This window comes from Brevundimonas sp. EU05-FHT14B07, from assembly GCF_058790795.1.
Genome location: NZ_JBYTCZ010000001.1, coordinates 568722 through 591010 on the forward strand (window position 1 = coordinate 568722; position 22289 = coordinate 591010).

The window sequence follows — 22289 nt, forward strand, 5'->3', positions numbered from 1 at the left end:
GGGGCGGCCTAGCGGTTGCGGCCGCCCCGGTTCGGACGACGGTCGCCCGCCTCGCGGCTTTCGTGACGCCAGCGGATCGACAGGCTGGTCTGGCCCTGGCCGCCGAACTGCGAGGCGATGGCGACGTTGCGCCGAGGCTGCCATTCGACCTTGACCGCCGCGCCGTTCTGACCGCCGCCGATGACCTCCAGATAGACGTCGTCGGTGATGTAGCGACCGCCCGCAACGGTGACCGCAGAAGCGTCGCCGCCGAACGACAGCCGGTCCAGGCCCGCCAGTTCGCGCAGGTTGCCGATCACGTCGAACCCGCCGCCGCCCGCCAGGGCCGCGACCCCGGCCGCCAGCTGCGCCGCCTCGAAGGCCGACAGCTGCGACGCCGACCGTCCGAACAGCACCTGCGACAGGATTTCGTCCTGGGGCAGGGACGGGGTGGAGGTCAGGGCGATCTTCGGTTCGGCGGCCGTGCCGGTGACGTTGATCGAGGCGGTCAGTGCCGCGTCCTCGCGCGTCGCCGCCAGGTTCAGACGGATCTGCTTGGGATCGGTCGACAGGGTGACGCGCCCGGTGTCGTCGAACACGAACCGCTTGCCCGCGAACTCATAATCGCCGCGCACTACATTGGCCGTGCCGGTCAGTTGCGGCTGGGCGATCGTGCCGCGCACCCGGGCGTTCACGTCCAGGATCACGTTCAGGCCGCGACCGTTGACCCGCACCTTGCCGCCGCTGGAACGCAGGACAATGTCCATGCCGATCTGCGGACCCCGCGCCTTCTGCTCGTTCTCCTCCGGATCGCCGCCGGGGCGATTGATCTCGACCACATCCATCGAGACGATGCCGGTCGCGCCGGGCAGTTCCGGTTCGATCTTGGCCTCGTCGATGTCGATGCGGCCGCCCAGCTGAATATTGCCGTCGGCGCCGCGAACGATGGTGATTGGGCCCGAGGCGCGCGCCTCGGCGATATCGTTGTCGATGACCCGGAAGCGGTTCAGCATCAGTTGTGCGTTCGATCCGGAGCCTTGGCGCAGGCCGATGCGGCCCTGGCCGGACACCGTGCCGCCCTTGCCGTCATTGGCTGTGAAGGTCTCGATCTGGGCGGCCGTGTCATCGAAGCGCGTCCGCAGCGTCAGGTCGCTGAGCACCAGACCGACCGCATTCTCGCGATAGGAGCCTTGGCTCAGATCGAATCGGCCGTTCAGGCGCGGCGCGTTCAGCGTCCCGCCGATCGTCGCCTGACCCGCCACCTGACCGGCCAGACTGCGGTCGCCGCCCAGGAACAGGTCCCAGATCGGCTGGATCTGCCCATTGATCGACACTCGGCCCGACATCTCGCGCGTCCGGGCGATGGCCAGCCGCAGCGGCGCCGCAGAGGCCTCGACCGGCAGGACGACATCGGCGGACGCCTGAACCGCGCCCTCGTCGACCGCCGTCGCCTTGATGCTCAGCCGGTCGCCCGCCAGGGTCGCGTCCACGCGCCCATCGACGGCCAGGCCGCGCGGCGCATCGATGCTGCGCACGTTCTGGAGCACAATATTGGCCGTGCCTGACAGATCGCTGCCGGCGCCGCGCAGGGCGACCTGACCGGTCACGCTGCCGCGCAGTTCGGGCGAGAGGGAGCCCAGATCGACCCGCGTCAGGTCGGCCTGGATCGCGGCGCCGCGTGCATCCTGCCGCAAGTCGGCCAGCAGCACGCCGCCGCCCACGCCCAGATCCAGATGCGCCGTGCGGGTGGCCCCGTTCAGGGTGATCGAGGCCGGACTGCGGGTCGTGAACGCCACCTCTCGCACCCGGCCGCCGCCGCGCAGCGTCAGACCGTGGGTGGTGTTCTGCCGGGAATAGACGCCCGTGCCGTTGAACTGAGCCGGGGTTGGGCCGCCCACGTCCAGCGCCAGGGTGAAGGGCAGGTTGTTCAGCGTGCCGCGCCCGTCCAGATCCAGATTACGAATGATCCAGCTCTGACCGGCCAGCCGGACGTTGCGACCGCTGACGTCCAGAATGGCGCTGTCCGATCCGCCGCCGTCGGTCAGCCGCACCCGTCCGTTGGCTTCGCCCGAAGCCAGGAAGGCGCCCGCCCGCGCCGAGAAGGTCAGGTCCGCGCTGGAGGGAATGCTGTCGGACAGGGCGATGGCGCCCCTGGCCGTCACGCCGCCGGCGTCCACGTCCAGATCGCTCAATCGGATGCGCTTGCCGCCCAGGAAGAAGTTGCCCGACGCGCGCGCCGGACCATAGTTCGAGCCGCTGACCACCGAAATCCGACCGTCCGACGCATCCGCGCCCTTGCGGAAGCTGAGCGTCAGGTCGGCGTTGTTCAGCGTCAGCGCGCCGGCCGTGACCTGTTGGAAGCCGGCGGTCAGATCGACGCGCGGTTGGGCCAGGGTGCCGGTCAGGGCGCCGCGTCCATTCATGTCGCCGCCGATCTCGACCGGCCCGGCCGCGAACGGGCCGCGCGCGTTCCAGTCCAGCGCCAGCCTCAGCTTGCCGGCGGTTTCGATGATGCCCTTGGCCCCCGCGCGCCCGGCCGCGCCGGTCAGTTCGCCGCGCTCGACCTCGATGCGTCCGCCGTTCAGCTTGCCGGCCAGTTGCAGACGCGGCGTCTTGCCGAGCAGGCGATCCAGCTCGTCCAGACCCACCGTCAGATTGCGGCCCCGTCCGTCGAAGTTCAGCATCCACGGCGCGCCGGCCCGCGCCGACGAGGCCCGGATCGGACCGCCGAAGGCGCCGCGCGCGTCGGGCAGCACGCGCCTGGCATCGGTCAACTGCGCCTCGCCGCGGAAGTTCATCCCGCCCAGCAGATTGCGCGAGCCCGAGCCGTTCAGCGTCAGGCCCTGGCCCTGCAGATCGACCTTGGTCAGCAGGATGGCGCCGTCCTTCATCCGCGCCGCCTTCATCTGCACGCGCGGGGCCGGCCCCAGGAGACCGCCGATGATGCCTTCGCCCGATCCGCCGTTCGCACGAATGTCGCCGTCCAGATCGATGCGGCCGTTCTTGACCGCGACGTTCAGCGGTCCGGCGATGCGCGTGGCGCGATAGCTGGCGACATTCGCGTTCAGCAGGGTGACCTGGCCGTCCAGCGTCCAGGTCTGGGCGTCGCCCTTGAACAGGCCGGAATAGGCCGCAGGTCCCGCCACATCGGACCCGACCAGCCGGCTCAGCGAGGCCGTCCGGATGTTGAGGCTGATTCCGTCGGGCGAGCTGCGATCGGAGTTGCGGATCAGGCCGCGCGCTTCGGACTGGACATTGTCGGAAATCAGCTTCCACGCAACGCCCTGGCTGGCCTTGTCCGGCGTCGGCACCATGGCGAAGCCGAACCGCGCCGTGCGGCCGATCTTAGTGACGAAGGGCGCCAGCAGGTCCGAGTTGCTGAAGTCGGCGAAGCCCGCCACACGCGAGCCCTTGTCGCCGAAATGGCCCTGGACGATCAGGGGGACGAACTGTCCCGTCTGGACCCGCGCATTTACGACATCGGCGTTCAGAACCGCGACCGCCGAGAACGGCTGATCCGGGGAATAGCCCAAGGCGCCGGCCAGCGGTCCGCCCAGAGCCTCATTGGCGCGCAGGTTCAGGCGCGTATCTTCGAGTTTGCCCCCGAAGGTCGCCGCCAGACGCAGGAAGTCGCCCGGCCGGTTCAGGCTGTCGGCGTTGACCGTCGCGCTCTTGGCGCCGGCGCGCGGCAAGCTGGCGTTCCCCGACAGGCTCCAACGGCCGTATTCCTTGGAAAAACCTTCCATCAGTTCGATGTTGGCCGCGAACTTGTCGATGCGGACCGAGATCGGCTGGGGGCTGGGCGGTTCGCCGGTGGGCGGCTCGACCACAGGCCGACGCAGGACGCGAATGGTCTCGGCCTTGATGTCGTTCGCATGGAAACTGCGGCCCAGCAGCGCCAGATACGACCAGTCCATGCTGAGGTTGTTCGCCTCCAGCCAGATGCCCTGACTGTCGGCCAATGTGATGCGGTCGATGGTGAAGTCGCTGAGCAGATCGCCCTTCAGCCCATAGACCTTCAGCCGGCCGTAGCGGCTGATCTTCAGGTCCTGAAGCCGTTGCAGAACCATGTCGCGACCGCCGTCCGAGGCGATGTAGTAACGCCCTCCGACCAGGGCGGCGGCGATCAGCACCAGCAGTCCGGCCAGCACGACGCCCACGCCCAGGGCGATGCGTCTGATCAGCCCGCGACGCGGCTTTGCGGGCCGCGCGGCCTTGGCCGGCATCGTCGCGTCTTCAGGCGTGGCTTCGGGCGGTGTATCGGTCAAAACGCCTGCCCGATGCTGATGTAGATCTGGAAGGCCGAGTCGCCCTCACGCTTGTTGAGCGGCATGGCGACATCCGCCCGGATCGGCCCGAACGGCAGCATGTAGCGCACGCCCACGCCTGCGCCGTAGCGCATGTTGGTCAGGTTCGGCGTCTCCTGGAAGCCCACGGAGCCGGCGTCGACGAAGGCGACGGCCTGGAAGCTCTGACCGATCGACTGGCGTACCTCGAAGGAGGTTTCGAACAGCGACAGACCGCCCCGCGGCGTGCCGTCCGGCAGCTGCGGATTGACGTTCTGATACGAATGACCCCGCACCGAACCCCCGCCGCCGGAATAGAACAGACGGTCGGCCGGCACGTTCAGCTCGCTGCCGCCGACGATGGAGCCGATCTTCATGCGCCCGGCCAGGATGGTGCGATCACCCGCGACGGGGAAGTAGGCGGTGCCTTGCGTTTCGGTGCGCAGGAAAAGGATGTTGCTCGCGCCGGTCACCGCCGTCGGCTGAACCGCCAGATTGACCCGCCAGCCCTTGGTCGGGTTCAGCGGATCATTGGAGCGGTCGATGTAGGCGCTGGTCCGCGCGGTGATGATGGCCAGATCGCGGTCAAAGGTCACGCGCTGAGGGGGCAGGGTGGTGAAGTCGTAGCGGGTCTCGCTGTAGCGCCCGGCGTCCAGCCCGATCCCGTAGTTGAAATAGGAGGTCTTGCCGATCCGTTGTTGCAGGTCGGCGTACAGAACCACGGCGGTCCGTAGGTAAGCGTCGGTGTCCTCGTTGACGACCGCCGCGCCCAGCTTCAGCGTCCGGCCGGGCCGACGCCAGTGGGGCAGGGACAGGTCGGCGCCGATCCGGCTGTCGATGTCGGCCAGTCGCGCCTCCAGCCTCAGGGTGTCGGCGCGGCCGAAGCGATTGTAGCGGGTCTGGATCACGTCCACGCCCGCGCCCTCCGCCGTCGACCAGGTGGCGCCGGCCTCCAGCACGCGACGGGGGCGGTCTTGCAGGCTGACCACCACGGGGCGATGACCGCCGGCGGTGATCTGATCCAGCGGCGACAGCGCGACGCTGACGCCGTCATAAACGCCGGTATCCAGCAGCCGGCGTTCCAACTCCGCGACCATTTCGGGATCGTAGCGATCGCCCTCGTTCCACGGCGCAAGGCCCGCGACCCAGGCGGGATTGGTTCGCCCCTGACTGGTCAGGCGCACGCCGTCCAGACGCACCAGCGCGCCGGAGGCGATGCGATACTCCGGCGCGACGGTGAAGGCCGCGTGATCCACCACGACACGGCGCGGATTGGCCTTGGCGTCGGCATAGCCGTCACGCACCAGCGCCGCCACGGCCCGACCTTCGCCGGATATGACGTCTGCCGCTCTACCTGGATCGCCCGCCTTCAGCGCGATCGCAGTCTTCGCCTTGTCAGCCGCCTCGGCCTCCGGCGCTGGATCGGCCCACTGGATCGTTGGATCGGTCAGCAGGAAACGGCGCCCCGGTTCGACCGCGACCACCGCGATCGGCGTCTCCTCACCCTCGACGATGTCTTCGACGACCGGTTGATAGTAGCCTTCGGACCGCAGCAGGGCGGTCGCCGAGGTCACGGCGCTCTCGGCGCGACGACGGGCCTCGAAGCGGCTGGCCGGCGCGCCGTCAACCTCGCCCACGGCCCGCTCCAGCGCCCGCCGCAGATCGCCGTCCATGTCGCCCCGGATTTGTGCGCGGGGTTCCGCCGCCGCTGCATGGGCGCAGGCCGAAAACGCCGCGAGGGCGACCAGCAGGGTAGGCCTGAACGTCAAACTCGATCTTTCGTCAAAAGGACGCCCCCCGGCATACCTGTTCGTCAGTAGAACAGCGTCTCACTCTCGGGCTGGACCGACTGTTCCGACGTGCGTTCCTCAGGCGGAAGCGTCGTCGACGGCGGAGGCGTGGGCGTCGGATCCTGCACCTCTGGCGCAGGCGGGGGGGCTTCTTCCTTGACCGGCGGAGGCGCCGGCTGGACCGACATCTCGCGATTGTCGTCGTCCGAGCGGGAAGGACGGTCGTCGCAGGCCGACAGCGCGAGCACGCTGGCGGCGGCGGCCAAGACAAAAATCGAGCGTGTCATGAAAGTCCCCGGTCTCCGCCGACCAAACGCCTGTCGCGCTAAGCTGTTCCCTTAGCGCCGAAATCTGCGTCGGTCATCCTGCGTGATCGGACCATTTTGTGACCATTTGATCCAAGGTCAGTTCGGACTTGGGGGAGGGCGCAGCAACTACGCCGTCGAAACGGGGCGCGGGTTGCGGCAGGCCGCTGTGGTATGTTCCACGCGCCTGATTGTGCGGATGATCCGGCGCCTCGGCCAGGCTCAGCACGGGCGTGACGCAGGCTTCCGTCCCGGCGAAATGGGCGCTCCAGTCATCGCGGTCTCTGCTTGCAAACAAGGCCGCAAGCCGCGCTTGCAGGGCCGGCCAGGCGGCGATGTCGTATTGAACCGCATCAGCCGGATCGATCTCTAAGCCGGCCAGCAGCGCGGCGTAGAAACGCGGCTCCAGCGCCGCCACCGCCACGAACCCACCGTCGCGACAGGCGTAGCAGCGATAGAAGGGCGCGCCCCCGTCCAGCAGGTTGGATCCGCGCCGGTCGCTCCACAGTCCCCGACCCCGCAAGGCTTGGAACAGACCGCCCAGCAGAGCCGCCCCGTCCGCCATGGCGGCGTCCACCACGCGTCCCTTGCCCGTTGTCCTAGCCTCCACCAGCGCGGCCAGCACTCCGACCACCAGCAGCATGGCCCCGCCACCGTAATCTCCGACCAGGTTCAACGGCGGGGAGGGCGGATGATCCGCCTCGCCCATGGCATGCAACACTCCGGACAGGCCGATGTAGTTCAGATCATGCCCGACTACATTCGCTAGCGGCCCCGTCTGGCCCCACCCCGTCACGCGTCCAAACACCAGAGCGGGCTTTCGCGCCTGGAGGGCGTCGGGACCATAGCCCAGCCGCTCCATGACGCCGGGTCGAAAACCTTCGATCACCGCGTCGGCCCCATCGATCAGCTGCAGGATGCGCTCGCGATCGGCCGCTGATTTCAGATCGACGGGAACCGCCGCTCGTCCCCGGTGCAGGACCTCGCCTCCGACCTCGTCGAAGACCGCCGGTCCGGCCGAGGCGTCGCGCGTCAGCCGCACCACCTCCGCCCCCAGGTCCGCCAGCATCATTCCGGCGAAGGTGACCGGCCCCAGGCCGTCGAATTCGATGATGCGGACGCCATTTAACGGTTTCATGCCCAATGAGTAGCAGACCGGGTCTTGACCGGAAGGCCGGATTACAACAGAAGGCGCCCTTCGACGGTTCGGGCCAGCCCGGACGTCGCGCGGTGCGTCCTTAGCTCAGTTGGTTAGAGCATCTGACTTTTAATCAGAGGGTCCTCGGTTCGAGCCCGAGAGGACGTACCATTTAAAGCCCGCTTCGGCGGGCTTTTTGCTGTCCGGGCCTTGCCTTCAGTGGGTCGCGAAACGACCCCGGCGCAGTCGCATCCCGCGCGATCGGTGCGTTCGACTTGTCGAGATACTTCGACAGGGTGGCGACCAGGGCGGGCAGTTGCAGCGGCTTGGCCAGATGGTCGTCCATGCCGGCGTCGCGACACAGCTGGATCTGGTCCGGCTGAACATTGGCGGACAGGGCGATGATCGGCAGTCGGCGTCCGCTGCCCTGCTCAATCCGGCGAATCTCGCGCGTGGCTGTCAGGCCGTCCATGACCGGCATCTGCATATCCATCAGGACGAGGTCGTAGACTTCGGACTGCACCGCATGCACCGCCTCGGCTCCATCGCTGGCGGTGGCGACCTCTAGTCCCATGCCGACAAGGATGACGCTGATCAGTTCGCGGTTGGCCGGGGCGTCGTCGGCGATCAGCACGCGGCCCTCGGGCATGACGCTGAGGCGCGGCCCCTCGGCCTCCGATCCGCCCTCGGCGATGTGCAGCGGGACGGTCACCTTGAACGTCGATCCCAGGCCGGGCTGGCTCGTGACGACGATGTCGCCGTCCATCGCCCGCGCCAGCCGCCGCGAGATCGCCAGCCCCAGGCCGGTGCCGCCGTAGAGCCGGGTCGTCGACCGATCCGCCTGCGAGAAACGTTCGAACAGATGGGCCTGGGTCTGAGCGCTCATGCCGATGCCGGTATCGGTCACCTCGGCCGTCAGACGCCATGCGCCGCTATCGTCCATTGCACCGCCGACCGACAGACTGACCGAGCCCTGGCGGGTGAACTTCACGGCATTGCCCAGCAGGTTCAGCAGGACCTGTCGAAGACGGGCCTGGTCGCCCATCAGGCGATCCGGCATGTCCGGCGCCAGATCGACGTGCAGCGCCAGACCCTTGGCCAGACACTGGGCCTCCATCATCTGGACCGTCTCGTGCGCCAGGGCGGCCGGGTCGAACCGCTGGGGCTCCAGCTCGATCATGCCGGCTTCGAGCTTGGAATAGTCCAGCACGTCGTTGATGACCGACAGCAGGGCTTCACTAGCCGTGGCGATGCGCGCGACATAGCCCTTCTCGGCCTCGGGCAAGGCCTCGCTGGCCTTCAGCAGGTTGGAAAAGCCGATGACGCTGGTCAGCGGCGTGCGCAGTTCGTGGCTCATGTTCGCCAGGAATTCGCTCTTGGCCGCCGCCGCCGCCTCGGCCCGGTAGCGCGCGGTGACCAGTTCGTCGGCCAGGATCTTGCGATCCGTCATGTCACGGATGACCACCACCACCTCCGACGGCTTGCCCGCCTCGGCGGCCAGGGCGCGGAAGGTGCATTCGACCCAGACGATCGAACCGTCGCGATGAAGGGCGCGGTGCTCCAGCCGGCACGGCTCTTTGGTGTGGATGGTGCCCAGCACGGCCCGGGTCACCATTTCCCGATCGTCGGGATGGACATAGTCCATGGGTCGACCGTTCATCTCTTCGGTGGTCCAGCCGAGCAGGCTTTCGATCGCCGGCGAGATGTATTTGCTGGTGCCGTCCGGGCGAACGCGGGTGATCACGTCGCCCACGTTTTCGGCCAACAGCCGATAGCGGGCCTCGTCACGCTGAGCGCGGGCGATCTGGGCCTGCTGGTCCGTGATGTCCTGAAACACGCCGTAAAGGACCTTCACGACCCCGGCGTCGTCACGTTCGGCGCGCGCCTGGGTCAGAACCGCACGCTCCTCGCCATCGGCGCGGATCAACCGAAGACGCATTTTGTAGCCGTCGCCCGTTTCGGCCGAATGCGCGATCGCCGCCAACAATCCGGGCCTGTCGTCAGGATGATAGCGGTCGATGGCCGAATCGACCTGCGGATCGAAGGTCTTGCGATCCAGACCGTGGATGCGGAACACTTCGTCGGACCAGTGGACCTTGCCGCTGGCCAGCTCCAACCGCCAATGACCGACGCCGGCCATGTTTTCGATCAGCTCCAGCGTGCCGTGGCGCTCATCGCTGACGCGACCGACTTCCAGCGACGCGATGATGTCTTCGGCCATGGCGCCCAAGGTTCGCAGCGTCGCGATCTGGGCGTCGGAGGGGTGAGGGCGGGGTTGGCGATCCATGACGCCGAACGCGCCCAGCGGCCGACCGTCCGGGCCGCAGATCGTAACGCCGGCGTAGAAACGCAAATTATAGGGGGGCGCCACCAGGAAATGATTGCGCGCTGCGGGGTCCGCCAGGCCGTCTTCGACCACCAGGACGGCGCCCTTGCCCTGGCGCAGCAGACGGTCGCCGAGGGTGCGTTCGCGCGGCAGGCTTCGAACCAGTTCACGATCGCTGCACCAGAGGACAGCGTTGTCGCCGCTGACCAGGGTGACGACGGCGGCGGGCGCATCGAAAACCGTGCAGGCCAGTTCCGTAAGACGTTGGAACGGTCCGGCAGGGGCGTCCAGGGCTTCCAGGCTCTTGGCGATGTAAGGCACGACCGAACTCCAACGACCGGCCAAAGTGACATAAAATCAGAGAATTCTTCGTTACCGAACGCTTCCGCCGCTACGCTTTAATCGTTAGCCGAGGCGTGGTCTAAGCCATCACATGAAACGCCTTCTTCTCGCAGTCAGTCTTGTTGCGCTCTCCGGTTGCAATGCCGGTCGGTCGGCGATGGGCGGCGCCGAACAGGTCGGGGCAGGCTTCGCGGCGGCGGCGACGGCTCCGCTGGAAGACTTCAACCTGCGTCGTCAGATGATCCCGACGGTGCTGCTTCAGGCCGAAGCCAATCCCTACGACCTGCGCAATCTGAATCAGTGCACGACCATCGGCGCAGAGGTCGCAAGGCTCGACGAAGCGCTGGGACCCGATACGGACGAACCGCCCCGTCAGGATGGCTCCTATCTCAGTGAGCGGGCGGCGGATGCGGCGGCCAAGGCGGCGCTGAACGCCATTCGCGACACGACGACAGACTTTATTCCCGGCCGAAACTGGATCCGTCGACTGAGCGGCGCCGAACAGCACTCAAAGCACGTTCAGTCGGCCATCCAGTCCGGCCGAATGCGCCGCGCCTTCCTGAAAGGCATGGGCATGCAGCGGAACTGCGCGCCGCCGGCGGCGCCCAGCTGGTTCAGACCGCACCCCTAGCCGTCAGCCGTTCGACGTGTGGCGGGCGTGGAAGTCGCGCCTGAATTGTTCGAACCGGCCCTCGGATATCGCTGCGCGCATGGCCGCCGTCAGCGCCTGATAGAAGGCGATGTTGTGCCAGCTCAGCAGCACCTTCCCGAGGATTTCGTCGGCGCGAATCAGGTGGTGCAGATAGGCCTTCGAATACGACGATGACGGGCCGTCGATTGTCGGGTCCAGCGGGTCCTGATCCTCGGCGAAGCGGGCGTTCTTCAGGTTCAGCGGGCCATCCCAGGTCCAGGCCTGACCGTGACGGCCGGCGCGGGTCGGCAGGACGCAGTCAAACATGTCGACGCCGCGATACACCGCCTCGACCAGGTCGACCGGCTTGCCCACGCCCATCAGATAGCGCGGACGATCGGCGGGCAGCATTTCCGGCGCGTAGTCCAGCACCTCGCACATGGCCTGGTGGCCTTCGCCGACCGCCAGACCGCCGATGGCGTAGCCGTCGAAACCGATTTCTTGCAGTTGCTCCGATGACTGGCGGCGCAAGTCCTCGAAGGTGGATCCCTGCTGGATGCCGAACAGGGCCTGGTTTTCACGTTCGCCGAACCGGGCCTTGGACCGCGCACCCCAGCGGATCGACAGCTCCATCGCCTTTCTGGCTGCGTCCTTCTCGGCCGGATAGGCGACGCACTGGTCCAACTGCATCGAGATGTCGGCACCGATTCGGTCGGCCTGGATTTCGATCGACCGCTCGGGCGTCAGAACATGTTTGGAGCCATCGATGTGGCTGGAGAAGGTTACGGCCTCCTCCTTGACCTTGGAGATGCCGGCCAGGGACATGACCTGGAACCCGCCGCTGTCGGTCAGGATCGGCTTGTCCCAGCCCATGAACGTATGAAGCCCGCCCAAACGCTCCATCCGCTCGGGCCCAGGGCGCAGCATCAGGTGATAGGTGTTGCCCAGCAGGATGTCGGCGCCGGTCGCCTTGACCTGATCCACCGTCATCGCCTTGACCGTGGCGGCGGTGCCGACCGGCATGAAGGCGGGGGTGCGGATGTCGCCGCGCGCGGTCTTCAACACCCCGGTGCGGGCGCGGCCCTCGGTGGCGGAAATCTGGAAGGGGAAAGGCATTCAGGCGATCAGTCGTTCAAGCTGTTCCACGCGCGCCAGATCCTTGGGGCGGCCGAACAGGCGATACAGGGCAATGTGATCCCGGATGTCCGGGACGAACAGGGGCGTGTCCTCGACGAAGACGCGGCGACGCGAGCCGAAGGCGACTGGCGTCCAGTCGCCGCCGTCGCGTGTTTCCAGATCGGCCATGACCTCGACCAGTATCGGCTGATCCGGCGCGCGGCCGAAGACGGCGGAGCGGAACAGGCCTTCGCCCGGATCGGGTATCACCACGCCGCCAAGCGCGCCCAGCAGGCTGCGTGCATCACGGGGCGCGCAAAGCACGTCGATGTCGGGCACATGGATGTCGGTCAGGCCATAAAGCGCCATGGCCGCTCCGCCGAAGATCCACCACGGCTCGCGCAGGTCGCGCGCGGCCTCGCCGACGGCGATCAGGCCGTCTTGAAGATCATGCGGAAGGTCGTCGGGGCACACGGGGCGGGCTCGATTTCGTCAGGAGGCGGCATTTAGGCGTTTCGGTCGCGATTGACCACCCGATCACCATCCCAGCGACGCCTCGCCGCGCAGGATGGCTTCGGCCTGGGAGGTGTGCTTGCCGCCCTCGCGGTCGTGCAGGATCAGCGGCGGCAGCAGACGCAGCGGCGCGCGCCCGGTCTTTATGGCGTGCACCAGCACCCGCTTGGCCGGCTCGTCCGCGAAGGGATGGATGGGCCGCACGGCGAACGACCCCGCCTTTTCGCCCAGCAGAGCCATCAGATCGGCCAGTCGGTCGGCGCGGTGAACGACCACGATGCGCCCGCCTTCCTTCACCGCCTTCAATAGGAAATCGGTCCACGCCTTCAGCCCGTCGTCGGCCATCCAGGCGCCCCGCTTGCCCTCGGCCGGGGCGCGCAACGCCGTGGCGTCATCGAAGAAGGGGGGATTGGATATGGCCCAGTCGGCCGGCTCCACGCCGAGGGCCCGAAACCCGGCCGCCACGTCGCCCTGACGAATCATAGCTGATCCAGCTGCGCCGTTCAGCGCCGCATTCTCGGTCGCCAGCGCCGCCATCGCCGGATCGCGCTCCACGCCCGTCAGGGTCACGCCGGGCTGTCGCGCCGCGATTTGCATCAGGACCGCGCCCGCCCCGCAGCCTGCCTCGATCACGCTCTGGCCCGCCTCGGCCGGGACCGCCGCCGCCAGCAAAGCCGCATCCATCCCGGCGCGATAGCCGCGCGCGGGTTGACGCAAGCGCACCCGGCCGTTCAACAGGCCGTTCTCGACGATCGCCGTCGGCAGGGTTTCGACCGGCTCCAAGCCTCAATCTCCTTGACCCTCAAGGGGTCGAACATCATTGTGCGCCGCAACTCGCGGGGGCAAGCCGGCCCGGCCGCAAAAAGCCATTCCCGCGGCCCGCCGCGCCAGTGAAAGAGTATTCGTTTGGACGTCGCCATCGCCGCCGCTCACCGCCCGAAGGGGGACGTCAACGCCCTTGTCCGGCTGGCTGAGGTCGATATGGCGGCCGTAGACGCGCTGATCCTGGATCGGATGCAGTCGGACGTGCCGATCATCCCGAAACTGGCCGAACATCTGGTGTCGGCGGGCGGAAAGCGTCTGCGACCCCTGATGACCGTCGCTGCGGCGCGCGCCGTGGGCGCGACGGACGACATCGTCGCGCCGCGCAAGCTGGCCGCTGCGGTCGAGTTCATCCACACCGCCACGCTCCTGCACGATGACATCGTCGATGCGTCCGAGCTGCGTCGCGGTAAGGTCGCGGCCCATCTGATCTGGGGCGCCCCCACCAGCGTCCTGGTCGGCGACTTCCTGTTCGCCCGCGCCTTCGAACTGATGGTCGAGACGGATTCGATGCGCGCCCTGGGCATTCTGGCCGAGGCTTCGCGGGTCATCTCCGAAGGCGAGGTGCTGCAGCTGACGCGCGCCCACGACCTGAATCTGGACCAGGCCACCTATCTGCAGATCATCTCGGCCAAGACCGCCGAACTGTTCGCCGCCGCCGCCGAGGCGGGCGCGGTGGGCGCCGGGGCCGATCCGGCCGCGATCAAAGCTTTGCGTGATTACGGCATGGCGTTGGGCATCGCCTTCCAACTGGCCGACGACGCCCTGGACTACGGCGCGACGGCCGAGGCCCTGGGCAAAAACGCCGGCGACGATTTCAACGAGGGCAAGGCGACCCTGCCGCTGCTGCTGGCCGTCGCCCGAACGCGCGGCCGCGAGGAAGCCTTCTGGGAGCGCACCGTGACCAAGGGCGAGCGGACGCCCGAAGACTTCGCCCGCGCGCGCGAACTGATCATCGGCTCGGGCGCCATCGGCGCGACCCTAGACCTGGCCGGCGACTATGCCGATCAGGCGAAGGCTGCCCTGTCGTTCCTGCCGCCCAGCGACTGGCGGACTGCTTTGGAAGACCTCGCCGATTTCGCGGTGTCGCGCGCCGCTTGACCGAGACTGCGGATACGCTCGACCAACAGGTCCGCACCGCCGACCTCGACCGCTGGCTGTCCAGTCGCCTGGTCGCGGATGACCGCGCCCGCGCCGACCTGATCACGCTCTACGCCTTCGAAGCCGAGCTGATGACCATCCCTACGCGCGTGACCCAGCCGCTCCTGGCCGAGATGCGCTATACCTGGTGGGCGGAACAGATGGACGGTGTCTTCGCCGGCGAGCCGCGCAAGGGCCATCCGGTGCTGGAGTCCCTGACTGAACTTGTCGCGCGTCACGGCCTGGACCGCGCGCGGTTCGACGCCTTGATCGACGCCCACATCGGCCGCGTGCGCGAACAGCCGCACGACCTCGACGCCTTCTACGTTGGCCCAATGCAGGTCGCGACGCGTGTGCTGGCAGGGCAGGGGCATGACGCCGCCGTGGCCGATGCGGCCCGCGTCTGGGGGCTGACGCAGACCGGCCGGCGCCAGGAGGCGGCGTCCCTGAAATCCGCCGCCAATGGGGCGCTGAAACGCCTTCCGCCCGAGGGATTTCCGGCCGTGGCTCACGCCGCCCTGACCGATCCGGACCAACCGGAGCCGCTGAAGCGGCTGCGCCTGCTCTGGGCCGTGCTGCGCGGCCGGATCTGACCTAGCCGTTCAGGCCGGCGATCAAGCAGGTCAGCAGGGCGTTCAGCGTTTTCTGATCTTCTCGCGACAGGCCGCTCAAGGCCTCTTTGGCCGTATCCTGATGGCTGGGCATGATCGTCTCGATCAGGTCGAAACCCTTGTCCGTCAGACGGACCAGGGTCGCCCGTCGGTCGCTCGGATGCGGGCGCCGCTCGACCCAGCCCGCCTTTTCCAGCCGGTCGATCCGCGCGGTCATGCCGCCGGACGACATCATGGCCGCCTCGAACAGCGCCGTCGGCGTCAGGCCTTCGCGTTCGCCCGATCGGCGCAGCGTCGCCAGCACGTCGAACTCGCCGTGCTGCAAACCATGGCGCGCAAACAGCGGCGTCTGGCGCTCGCGGATCACCAGTTGCGACGCCTCGTTCAGGCGTCCTAGCACCTCCATCGGCAACATGTCCAGGTCGGGGCGTTGCACGGCCCATTGGGCGGCGGCGCGAGAAGCTCTATCGGGCATGGTTATCTTGACATCGAGATACTTGAGGTCGAGAGACTAGCGCGATTTTCAGTCGGAGTCCCCACCATGACCGCACGATCTGACGCCACGCCCGCGCGCGGCGCCTCGCTGCTGTTGCTGGCGGCCATCGTCGCCCTGGCGCTGAATCTGCGGCCGGCGATGGCGGCGGTGGGGCCGCTGCTGGATCTGATCGAGGGCGCGACGGGCATGGGTTCGACCGCCGCCAGCCTGCTGACCACCTTACCCGTGCTGATGATCGGTCTGGGCGCCCTGTCGATCCGGCCGTTGCGTCGGCGGTTGGGCGAGCGGCGCGGGATCTTGCTGGGCGCGCTTCTGATCGGCGCGGCCTGCCTGGTGCGGGTAGTGTTGACCGGTGCGACCGGCCTGATCGCCAGCGCAGTGGTCGTCGGCGTCGGCGTCGCCTTGATCCAGGCCTTGGCGCCGGTCGTCATCAAACGGGCCTTTCCGGCGCAGTTCGGCACGGTCATGGCGCTCTACACCACCGGCATCATGGGCGGCGCCGCCGTCGCGGCGGCCACAGCGGCCGGTCTGGCCGAGACGATCGGCTGGGCCGGGACGCTGGCGCTGTGGAGCGCGCCGGCCTTTGTCGCCGCTCTGATCTGGCTGGCGGCGTCACTTGACCCCGCGGCCGAAGAGCCGAACCGCGCCGCGGTGGTCGAGGCGACGGACCCGGAGCTGCCCTTCTGGCGTCAGGGGCGGGCGTGGCGGCTGATCCTGATCATGGGCCTGGGGACCTCGGCCTATACATTGATGCTGGCCTGGCTGCCGCCCTTCTACATCGACCTGGGCGAGCCGAGGGCCACGGCCGGCTATCTGCTCAGCGGCATGACGGCCGCGGAGGTGACGGCCGGCCTGCTGGTGTCGCTGACCATCGGGCGTTTTCCGGATCGGCGCGGCCCGATCCTGACGGCGCTTCTGCTCGCCCTGGCGGGTCTGGCCGGTCTCGTGGTCGCGCCCCTCGGCCTGGCCGTGCCGATCGTGATCGTCCTGGGCCTCGGCATCGGCGCAATCTTCCCGCTCAGCCTGATCCTGGCGATGGACCAGATCGACGACCCCGCGCGCTCCGGGGATCTGCTCGCCTTCGTCCAGGGCGGCGGTTACATCATCGCCAGCCTGTCGCCGTTAGGCGCCGGCCTGCTGCGCGACCACATGGCCGACCTTACCCAGGCCTGGGTGCTGATGGGCGTGGGCGTCATCCTGCTGGGCGTGATGACACTGGGGTTCCGGCCGGGCCTGTCCAAGCTGGACTGAGCGGCCCGGCCTTCAGAAATCAGCCCGCGTCGCGCCAGGCCTTCAGGCTTTCCATCGCCCGGATGCTCATCAGTCGCTTCTTGGCCCGGCCGCGTTCCTTCAGCGGGATCTTGACGCCCGCCTCATCGACCTTGGGCGCTTCCAGCGGCGGCAGCAGGCCGTAGTTGATGTTCATCGGCTGGAACTTCGAACCGGCCAGATGCCCGCCGGTGATGTGCTCGACCAGCGCGCCCATGGCGGTCTCAGGCGGCGGCGGGGCCAGGTCGCGACCCAGCGCTTGCGCGGCGGCCAGACGGCCGGTCAGCAGGCCCATGGCCGCGCTCTCGACATAACCTTCGACGCCCGTCACCTGACCCGCGAAACGCAGGCGTGGCATGGCCTTCAGCCGCAGCTGCTTGTCCAGCAGTTGGGGACTGTTCAGATAGGTGTTGCGGTGAAGACCGCCCAGACGCGCGAACTGAGCGTTCTGAAGTCCCGGGATCATGCGGAAGACCTCGGCCTGCGCCCCGTGCTTCAGCTTGGTCTGGAAGCCGACCATGTTGAACAAAGTGCCCAGCGCATTGTCCTGGCGAAGCTGGACGATGGCGTAGGCCTTGACCAGCGGGTCGCGCGGATTGGTCAGGCCGACCGGCTTCATCGGGCCGTGCCGCAGGGTCTCGCGACCACGCTCGGCCATGACCTCGATGGGCAGGCAGCCGTCGAAATAGGGGACGTGCTCCCACGCCTTGAACTCAGCCTTGGGACCACTCAGGAGGGCGTCGATGAAGGCCTCGTACTGCGCCTTGTCCATCGGGCAGTTGACGTAGGCGGCGGCGTCGCCGCCCGGACCCTCCTTGTCATAGCGCGACTGACGCCAGGCGATGTCGAAGTCGATCGAGTCGGCGTGAACGATGGGGGCGATGGCGTCGAAGAAGCTCAAGGACTCTTCGCCCGTCGCCTTCAGTATGGCGTCGGCCAGGGCGGGGGAGGTCAGGGGGCCGGTGGCGACGATGACATTGTCCCACGCCTGCGGCGGCAGGCCGGCGATCTCTTCGCGCACGATGGTGACCAAGGGGTGGGCGGCCAGTTTGGCGGTCACCGCCTGGGAGAAGGCGTCGCGGTCCACAGCCAGGGCGCCGCCGGCCGGCACCTGATTGATGTCGCCGCAGGCCATGATGATCGAATCCAGCGCCCGCATCTCAGCGTGCAGCAGGCCGACCGCATTGAACTGCCAGTCGTCCGAGCGGAAGGAGTTGGAGCACACCAACTCGGCCAGGCCATCGGTGTGGTGGGCGTCAGTCTTGACGCCGGGCACGCCGCGCATCTCGTGCAAGACGACGGGCACGCCGGCCTGGGCGATCTGCCAGGCGGCCTCGGAGCCGGCCAGGCCGCCGCCGATGACGTGGATGGGGGAAGGAGAGGGGGAAGCGCTCATCGCGGCCTTCTAGCGGGCGGGTGGCGCGGTGTCATGGCCCCCTGCTATATCCGCCGCCGGTCATCGGGGGCGTAGATTGAGCGAGCATCGGATTTTGCGACTGGGCGAGACGCTGTCGGCGGCGGTTCGCGCCTTGCCTCGCCTGTGGCGCGGGGCTTGCGGCGCGATCGTGCTGGCGGCCGTGGTCTGGAGCCTCAAGCCACTGGCGGCGGGCGCAGCGGGCCTGATCTGGGCGGCGTGCGCCCTGGCCTCGACCCTGGTGCTGGCGGGCGCTCTAGCGCGGATTGCGATCACGGACGATCTGGTCGAGGCGCGACGCCTGGGCCTGGGGCCGGTTGGGTTGCAGTTCGGACGACCGGAGGGGCGGCTGCTGGGCGCGGGCCTGCTGTGCGTAATCTTTCTCGCCATGATCCTGTCGGTCGTGGCCCTGGTCCTGTTGGCGGTGTTCGGCATGGCCGAGTTGAACGCACAGGCCATCGAGATGCGCCAGTGGAGCGCGGTGGGGCCGGCGTGGAAGCTGATCCTGCTGGCGGTCGTCACGGCCTTCGCCCTGTTCGCCGTCATCGCCTTCGCCGTGCGCCTGTGTCTGTTCGCGCCGGCGACGATCGGGCGCGGGCAGATGGTGTCGTTGCAGAGCATGAGCATCGCGCGCGGCGGCTTCTGGCCCCTGCTGGTCGGGCTTGTCGTTACGGCCGCGCCGAAGATCGCGCTGGTGTTGCTGTGGGGCGCGGGGCCGCTGTCGGGGACGGCGGGCTGGATCGTCTTCGTCGTCGTGCTGACGGGCTTACAGGCTCCGTTGACGATGGCCTTCGTGGGCGCGGCCTATCGCCGGCTGGAGCCCGCGCCGCCCCGGTAGATCAGAGCGGCGCAGGTTTATCAGGCGGCCTGCAAGCCCGGTGCGACGGTGTAGGCCGCCTCGGTCTTGGCGGCGACTTCGTCGAGGGTGACGCCGTCGGCCAGTTCGATCAGCTCGAGGCCCGCGCCGTCCGGCTTGACGTCGAAGGTGGCCAGGTCGGTGATGATGCGGCTGACGACGCCGGTGCCGGTCAGCGGCAGGGTGCAGGCCTTCAGCACCTTGGACTGGCCGTGCTTGTTGGCGTGCTCCATGACCACGACCACGCGCTTGACGCCCGCGACCAGGTCCATGGCGCCGCCCATGCCCTTCACCAGCTTGCCGGGGATCATCCAGTTGGCGATGTCGCCGTTCTGGGCCACTTCCATCGCACCCAGGATCGACAGGTTGATATGGCCGCCGCGGATCATGGCGAAGCTGTCGGCGCTGCTGAAGTAGGACGACTCCGGGATCTCGGTGATCGTCTGCTTGCCGGCGTTGATCAGGTCGGGGTCCTCGTCGCCCTCATAGGGGAAGGGCCCCATGCCCAGCATGCCGTTTTCGGACTGAAGGGTCACGGTCATGCCGGCGGGGATGTAGTTGGCGACCAGGGTCGGGATGCCGATGCCCAGGTTCACATAGAAGCCGTCCTGCAGTTCCTGGGCGGCGCGTTCGGCGAGTTGTTCGCGGGTGCGGGGCATGATCAGACCTCCGATCCGGCGGCGGCGCCGGCGGCACGTTGACGGACGGTGCGCTGTTCGATTCGCTTTTCGGACACCGTCTGGACCAGGCGGTCGACATAGACGCCCGGCGTGTGGATGTGGTCGGGATCGAGCGCGCCGACGGGGACGATCTCCTCGACCTCGACGACCGTGACCTTGCCGGCCGTGGCCATCATCGGGTTGAAGTTGCGGGCGGTCTTGCGGAACACCAGGTTGCCGCGCTCGTCGGCCTTCCACGCCTTGACGATGGACAGGTCGGCGACCAGGCCGGTCTCCATGACGTAGTCGCGGCCGTTGAAGTTGCGGACCTCCTTGCCCTCGGCGACCAGGGTGCCGACGCCGGTGGCGGTGAAGAAGGCGGGGATGCCCGCGCCGCCGGCGCGGATGCGCTCGGCCAGCGTCCCTTGCGGGTTGAACTCAAGCTCCAGCTCGCCGGCGAGATACTGGCGCTCGAACTCCTTGTTCTCACCGACGTAGGAACTGATCATCTTGGCGATCTGGCGGGTGCCCAGCAGTTGGCCCAGGCCGAAGCCGTCGACGCCGGCGTTGTTGGAGATGACCGTCAGGCCCTTGACGCCGCTGTCGCGCAGGGCGGCGATCAGGTTCTCGGGGATGCCGCACAGGCCGAAGCCGCCGGACATGACCGTCATGCCGTCGAAGGTCAGCCCCTCCAGCGCGGACGTAACGTCAGCGTAGATCTTTCCCATCGCTCTCCCTTTTTTCACTGCCTGATGAATATCGGCTTTTGACCACGCCTAACGCGGGGGCGGGCGGGGGGCAAGACGCGGCGTCGATCCGACGCGGCGATTTCAGACAGTGAAGGCGAAAAACAGAGTCTGATTCGTCTAATTCATCTGAAATGACGGCGAGCCGGGTTCGAAAAAGAGAGTGCAATTGGTGCACTTTCTACGGAATCGGTCGTCGCGGGAGGCGGATGTCGGCATCCTTGGGGTTGCGTTCAAGAGGGCGGAGGGATCCGTAGGGGCCGAGGCGTCGTATTGCCGTCAAGCCTGCAGCAAGATCCGACGATCGAGGACGCCGATGAACCTGACCAATGTCGCCATTCGCCAGCTTCAGGACGCGCCATTCCCGGACTTCGTGACGCGTCCGGCGATCGACAGCCTGGTGACGGAGGCCCGGAAGCGTCTGGATCGCGACGGGCCGCATGACGAGGCGGCCTTTGCGCGCGAAATGGCCCAGCGCGCCATCGCCGAACATACGGATGCGGCGAACCAGCAGCATTACGAACTGCCGCCAGAGTTCTTTCAGTTGTGCCTGGGCAAGCGGCTGAAATACTCCTGCTGCCTCTATCCCACGGGCCGCGAGACGCTGGATCAGGCGGAGGAGGCGGCGCTGGCCGAGACCTGCGCCCATGCCGATCTGAAGGACGGTCAGACGATTCTGGAGATGGGCTGCGGCTGGGGCTCGCTGTCGCTGTGGATGGCCGAGAAATACCCCACTTCGAAAATCACGGCGGTGTCGAACAGCCACGGCCAGCGCGGCCATATCGAAGCCCAGGCGGGAGCGCGGGGCCTGACCAATCTGACGGTCATCACCCAGGACATGAACGCCTTCGACACCGAGCAGCGCTTCGACCGCATCGTCTCGGTCGAGATGTTCGAGCATATGGCCAATTGGCGCGCCCTGCTGACCAAGGCGCGGGGCTGGCTAAAGGACGACGGGCGGATGTTCATCCACGTCTTCACGCACCGCGACGCGCCCTATCGGTTCGACCATACCGACAGCGGCGACTTCATCGCCCAGCATTTCTTCACCGGCGGGGTCATGCCCAGCCACGGACTGATCCGGCAGTTTCCGGACCTGTTCGCGGTCGAGCAGGAATGGACCTGGAACGGCGGTCACTATGCGAAGACCGCCAACGATTGGCTGGCGAACATGGACCGGAACGCCCCGCGGATCGCGGTGTTGATGCGGGAGACCTATGGCGACGACGCCAAACTTTGGACCCGTCGCTGGCGGCGGTTCTATCTGGCGACGGCCGGTCTGTTCGGAAACGACGAGGGCCGCACCTGGGCGGTCAGCCACTATAGACTGAAGCCTGCTTAAGGGAGACGAGGATGATCAAATATGTCGCGGCCTATCTCGGGGCCGGCCTGACCTTTGCAGCCATCGATTTCGTCTGGCTGACCACCATGACCAACCGGCTGTACAAGCCCGTCATCGGGCCGATCATGGCCGACAAGCCGGACATGAAGGCGGCGGTGGCCTTCTATCTGATCTCCATCGCCGGGACCGTGTTCCTGGCGATCGCGCCGGCCCTGAAGGAAGGGAACTGGACGCGGGCGGCGATCAACGGGGCGGTGCTGGGCTTCGTCGCCTACGCCACCTACGACCTGACCAATCAGGCGACCCTGGCGGTCTGGCAGACCAAGCTGACGATCATCGACCTGATCTGGGGCACGACCCTGACGATGCTGTCGGCGACCGGCGGCTATTTCGCCGCGCGCTGGGCCGAGGGCCGTTTCGGCTAAGCAGCCCGGCAGAGCCCGCGCTTGCGATTGCAGCCGCGCGTGTCTAAAGCTCGCGCCAGGGTTGATCGCGGGGGCGACAGTTG

At 67.7% G+C, this 22289-nt stretch carries 19 protein-coding genes and 1 tRNA gene; 8 read left to right on the plus strand and 12 right to left on the minus strand.

Going from position 1 to position 22289, the window contains the following annotated elements:
* Positions 1–8 precede the first annotated feature (8 nt).
* The 4 genes from AC3WRC_RS02800 to AC3WRC_RS02815 all read right to left on the minus strand — a co-directional run bounded on the left by AC3WRC_RS02800 (position 9) and on the right by AC3WRC_RS02815 (position 7498).
* Positions 9–4205, minus strand: coding sequence for a translocation/assembly module TamB domain-containing protein (locus AC3WRC_RS02800; protein ID WP_492302824.1), 4197 nt, complete (start codon positions 4203–4205; stop codon positions 9–11).
* Between the two features lie 38 nt (positions 4206–4243).
* Positions 4244–6034 carry an autotransporter assembly complex protein TamA gene (locus AC3WRC_RS02805; RefSeq protein WP_492302825.1) on the minus strand — a complete coding sequence of 597 codons (1791 nt, stop codon included), beginning with the start codon at positions 6032–6034 and terminating at the stop codon, positions 4244–4246.
* Between the two features lie 44 nt (positions 6035–6078).
* Positions 6079–6342 (minus strand): hypothetical protein, encoded by a 264-nt coding sequence (locus AC3WRC_RS02810; RefSeq protein ID WP_055753212.1) that lies wholly within the window; start codon positions 6340–6342, stop codon positions 6079–6081.
* 73 nt (positions 6343–6415) lie between these two features.
* Complete coding sequence (locus tag AC3WRC_RS02815) at positions 6416–7498, minus strand: CaiB/BaiF CoA transferase family protein (protein WP_492302826.1); 1083 nt, start codon at positions 7496–7498, stop codon at positions 6416–6418.
* A 94-nt stretch (positions 7499–7592) separates the two neighbouring features.
* Between AC3WRC_RS02815 and AC3WRC_RS02820 the strand changes: the two genes are divergently transcribed.
* Positions 7593–7669: transfer RNA gene (locus AC3WRC_RS02820), tRNA-Lys, on the plus strand.
* A gap of 1 nt (position 7670) precedes the next feature.
* Here AC3WRC_RS02820 and AC3WRC_RS02825 read toward each other — a convergent pair.
* Positions 7671–10145 carry a PAS domain-containing protein gene (locus AC3WRC_RS02825; RefSeq protein ID WP_492302827.1) on the minus strand — a complete coding sequence of 825 codons (2475 nt, stop codon included), beginning with the start codon at positions 10143–10145 and terminating at the stop codon, positions 7671–7673.
* 112 nt (positions 10146–10257) lie between these two features.
* On the opposite strand from AC3WRC_RS02825, the gene AC3WRC_RS02830 reads away from it, so the two are divergent.
* On the plus strand, positions 10258–10797 hold the full coding sequence (locus AC3WRC_RS02830; RefSeq protein ID WP_091745976.1) for a hypothetical protein: 540 nt from the start codon (positions 10258–10260) through the stop codon (positions 10795–10797).
* Positions 10798–10800: 3 nt separating this feature from the next.
* Here AC3WRC_RS02830 and tgt read toward each other — a convergent pair whose 3' ends face one another.
* The 3 genes from tgt to AC3WRC_RS02845 form a co-directional block, all read right to left on the minus strand.
* Positions 10801–11913 carry a tRNA guanosine(34) transglycosylase Tgt gene (tgt, locus tag AC3WRC_RS02835; protein WP_492302828.1) on the minus strand — a complete coding sequence of 371 codons (1113 nt, stop codon included), beginning with the start codon at positions 11911–11913 and terminating at the stop codon, positions 10801–10803.
* On the minus strand, positions 11914–12387 hold the full coding sequence (locus AC3WRC_RS02840) for a hypothetical protein (protein ID WP_492302829.1): 474 nt from the start codon (positions 12385–12387) through the stop codon (positions 11914–11916).
* Between the two features lie 63 nt (positions 12388–12450).
* Complete coding sequence (locus AC3WRC_RS02845) at positions 12451–13209, minus strand: tRNA1(Val) (adenine(37)-N6)-methyltransferase (protein ID WP_492302830.1); 759 nt, start codon at positions 13207–13209, stop codon at positions 12451–12453.
* A gap of 198 nt (positions 13210–13407) precedes the next feature.
* Between AC3WRC_RS02845 and AC3WRC_RS02850 the strand changes: the two genes are divergently transcribed.
* Positions 13408–14349 carry a polyprenyl synthetase family protein gene (locus AC3WRC_RS02850; RefSeq protein ID WP_492302994.1) on the plus strand — a complete coding sequence of 314 codons (942 nt, stop codon included), beginning with the start codon at positions 13408–13410 and terminating at the stop codon, positions 14347–14349.
* Positions 14346–14981 carry a squalene/phytoene synthase family protein gene (locus AC3WRC_RS02855; protein ID WP_492302831.1) on the plus strand — a complete coding sequence of 212 codons (636 nt, stop codon included), beginning with the start codon at positions 14346–14348 and terminating at the stop codon, positions 14979–14981. Before AC3WRC_RS02850 ends, AC3WRC_RS02855 begins: the two co-directional genes overlap by 4 nt.
* Position 14982: 1 nt before the next feature.
* Here AC3WRC_RS02855 and AC3WRC_RS02860 read toward each other — a convergent pair whose 3' ends face one another.
* Positions 14983–15474, minus strand: a complete 492-nt coding sequence (locus AC3WRC_RS02860; protein ID WP_492302832.1) for a MarR family winged helix-turn-helix transcriptional regulator — start codon at positions 15472–15474, stop codon at positions 14983–14985.
* Positions 15475–15540: 66 nt separating this feature from the next.
* Here AC3WRC_RS02860 and AC3WRC_RS02865 point away from each other — a divergent pair, with 66 nt between their 5' ends.
* Complete coding sequence (locus tag AC3WRC_RS02865; protein WP_492302833.1) at positions 15541–16746, plus strand: MFS transporter; 1206 nt, start codon at positions 15541–15543, stop codon at positions 16744–16746.
* Between the two features lie 19 nt (positions 16747–16765).
* On the opposite strand, the gene trmFO is transcribed toward AC3WRC_RS02865, so the two are convergent.
* Complete coding sequence (gene trmFO / locus AC3WRC_RS02870; protein WP_492302834.1) at positions 16766–18160, minus strand: methylenetetrahydrofolate--tRNA-(uracil(54)-C(5))-methyltransferase (FADH(2)-oxidizing) TrmFO; 1395 nt, start codon at positions 18158–18160, stop codon at positions 16766–16768.
* 76 nt (positions 18161–18236) lie between these two features.
* On the opposite strand from trmFO, the gene AC3WRC_RS02875 reads away from it, so the two are divergent.
* A complete protein-coding gene (locus AC3WRC_RS02875) occupies positions 18237–19016 on the plus strand; it encodes a hypothetical protein (protein WP_492302835.1) in 780 nt (259 codons plus the stop codon).
* 20 nt (positions 19017–19036) lie between these two features.
* Here AC3WRC_RS02875 and AC3WRC_RS02880 read toward each other — a convergent pair whose 3' ends face one another.
* Entirely contained in the window at positions 19037–19693 is a 657-nt protein-coding gene (locus AC3WRC_RS02880) for a 3-oxoacid CoA-transferase subunit B (RefSeq protein WP_045810180.1), read from the minus strand.
* A gap of 2 nt (positions 19694–19695) precedes the next feature.
* Positions 19696–20421 (minus strand): CoA transferase subunit A, encoded by a 726-nt coding sequence (locus tag AC3WRC_RS02885; protein WP_137722023.1) that lies wholly within the window; start codon positions 20419–20421, stop codon positions 19696–19698.
* Positions 20422–20755: 334 nt separating this feature from the next.
* On the opposite strand from AC3WRC_RS02885, the gene AC3WRC_RS02890 reads away from it, so the two are divergent.
* Both AC3WRC_RS02890 and AC3WRC_RS02895 read left to right on the plus strand, forming a co-directional pair.
* Positions 20756–21781: an SAM-dependent methyltransferase gene (locus tag AC3WRC_RS02890; protein WP_492302836.1), complete on the plus strand. Its 1026-nt coding sequence runs from the start codon at positions 20756–20758 to the stop codon at positions 21779–21781.
* 11 nt (positions 21782–21792) lie between these two features.
* Positions 21793–22206, plus strand: coding sequence for a DUF2177 family protein (locus tag AC3WRC_RS02895; RefSeq protein WP_039245498.1), 414 nt, complete (start codon positions 21793–21795; stop codon positions 22204–22206).
* Positions 22207–22289: the final 83 nt, after the last annotated feature.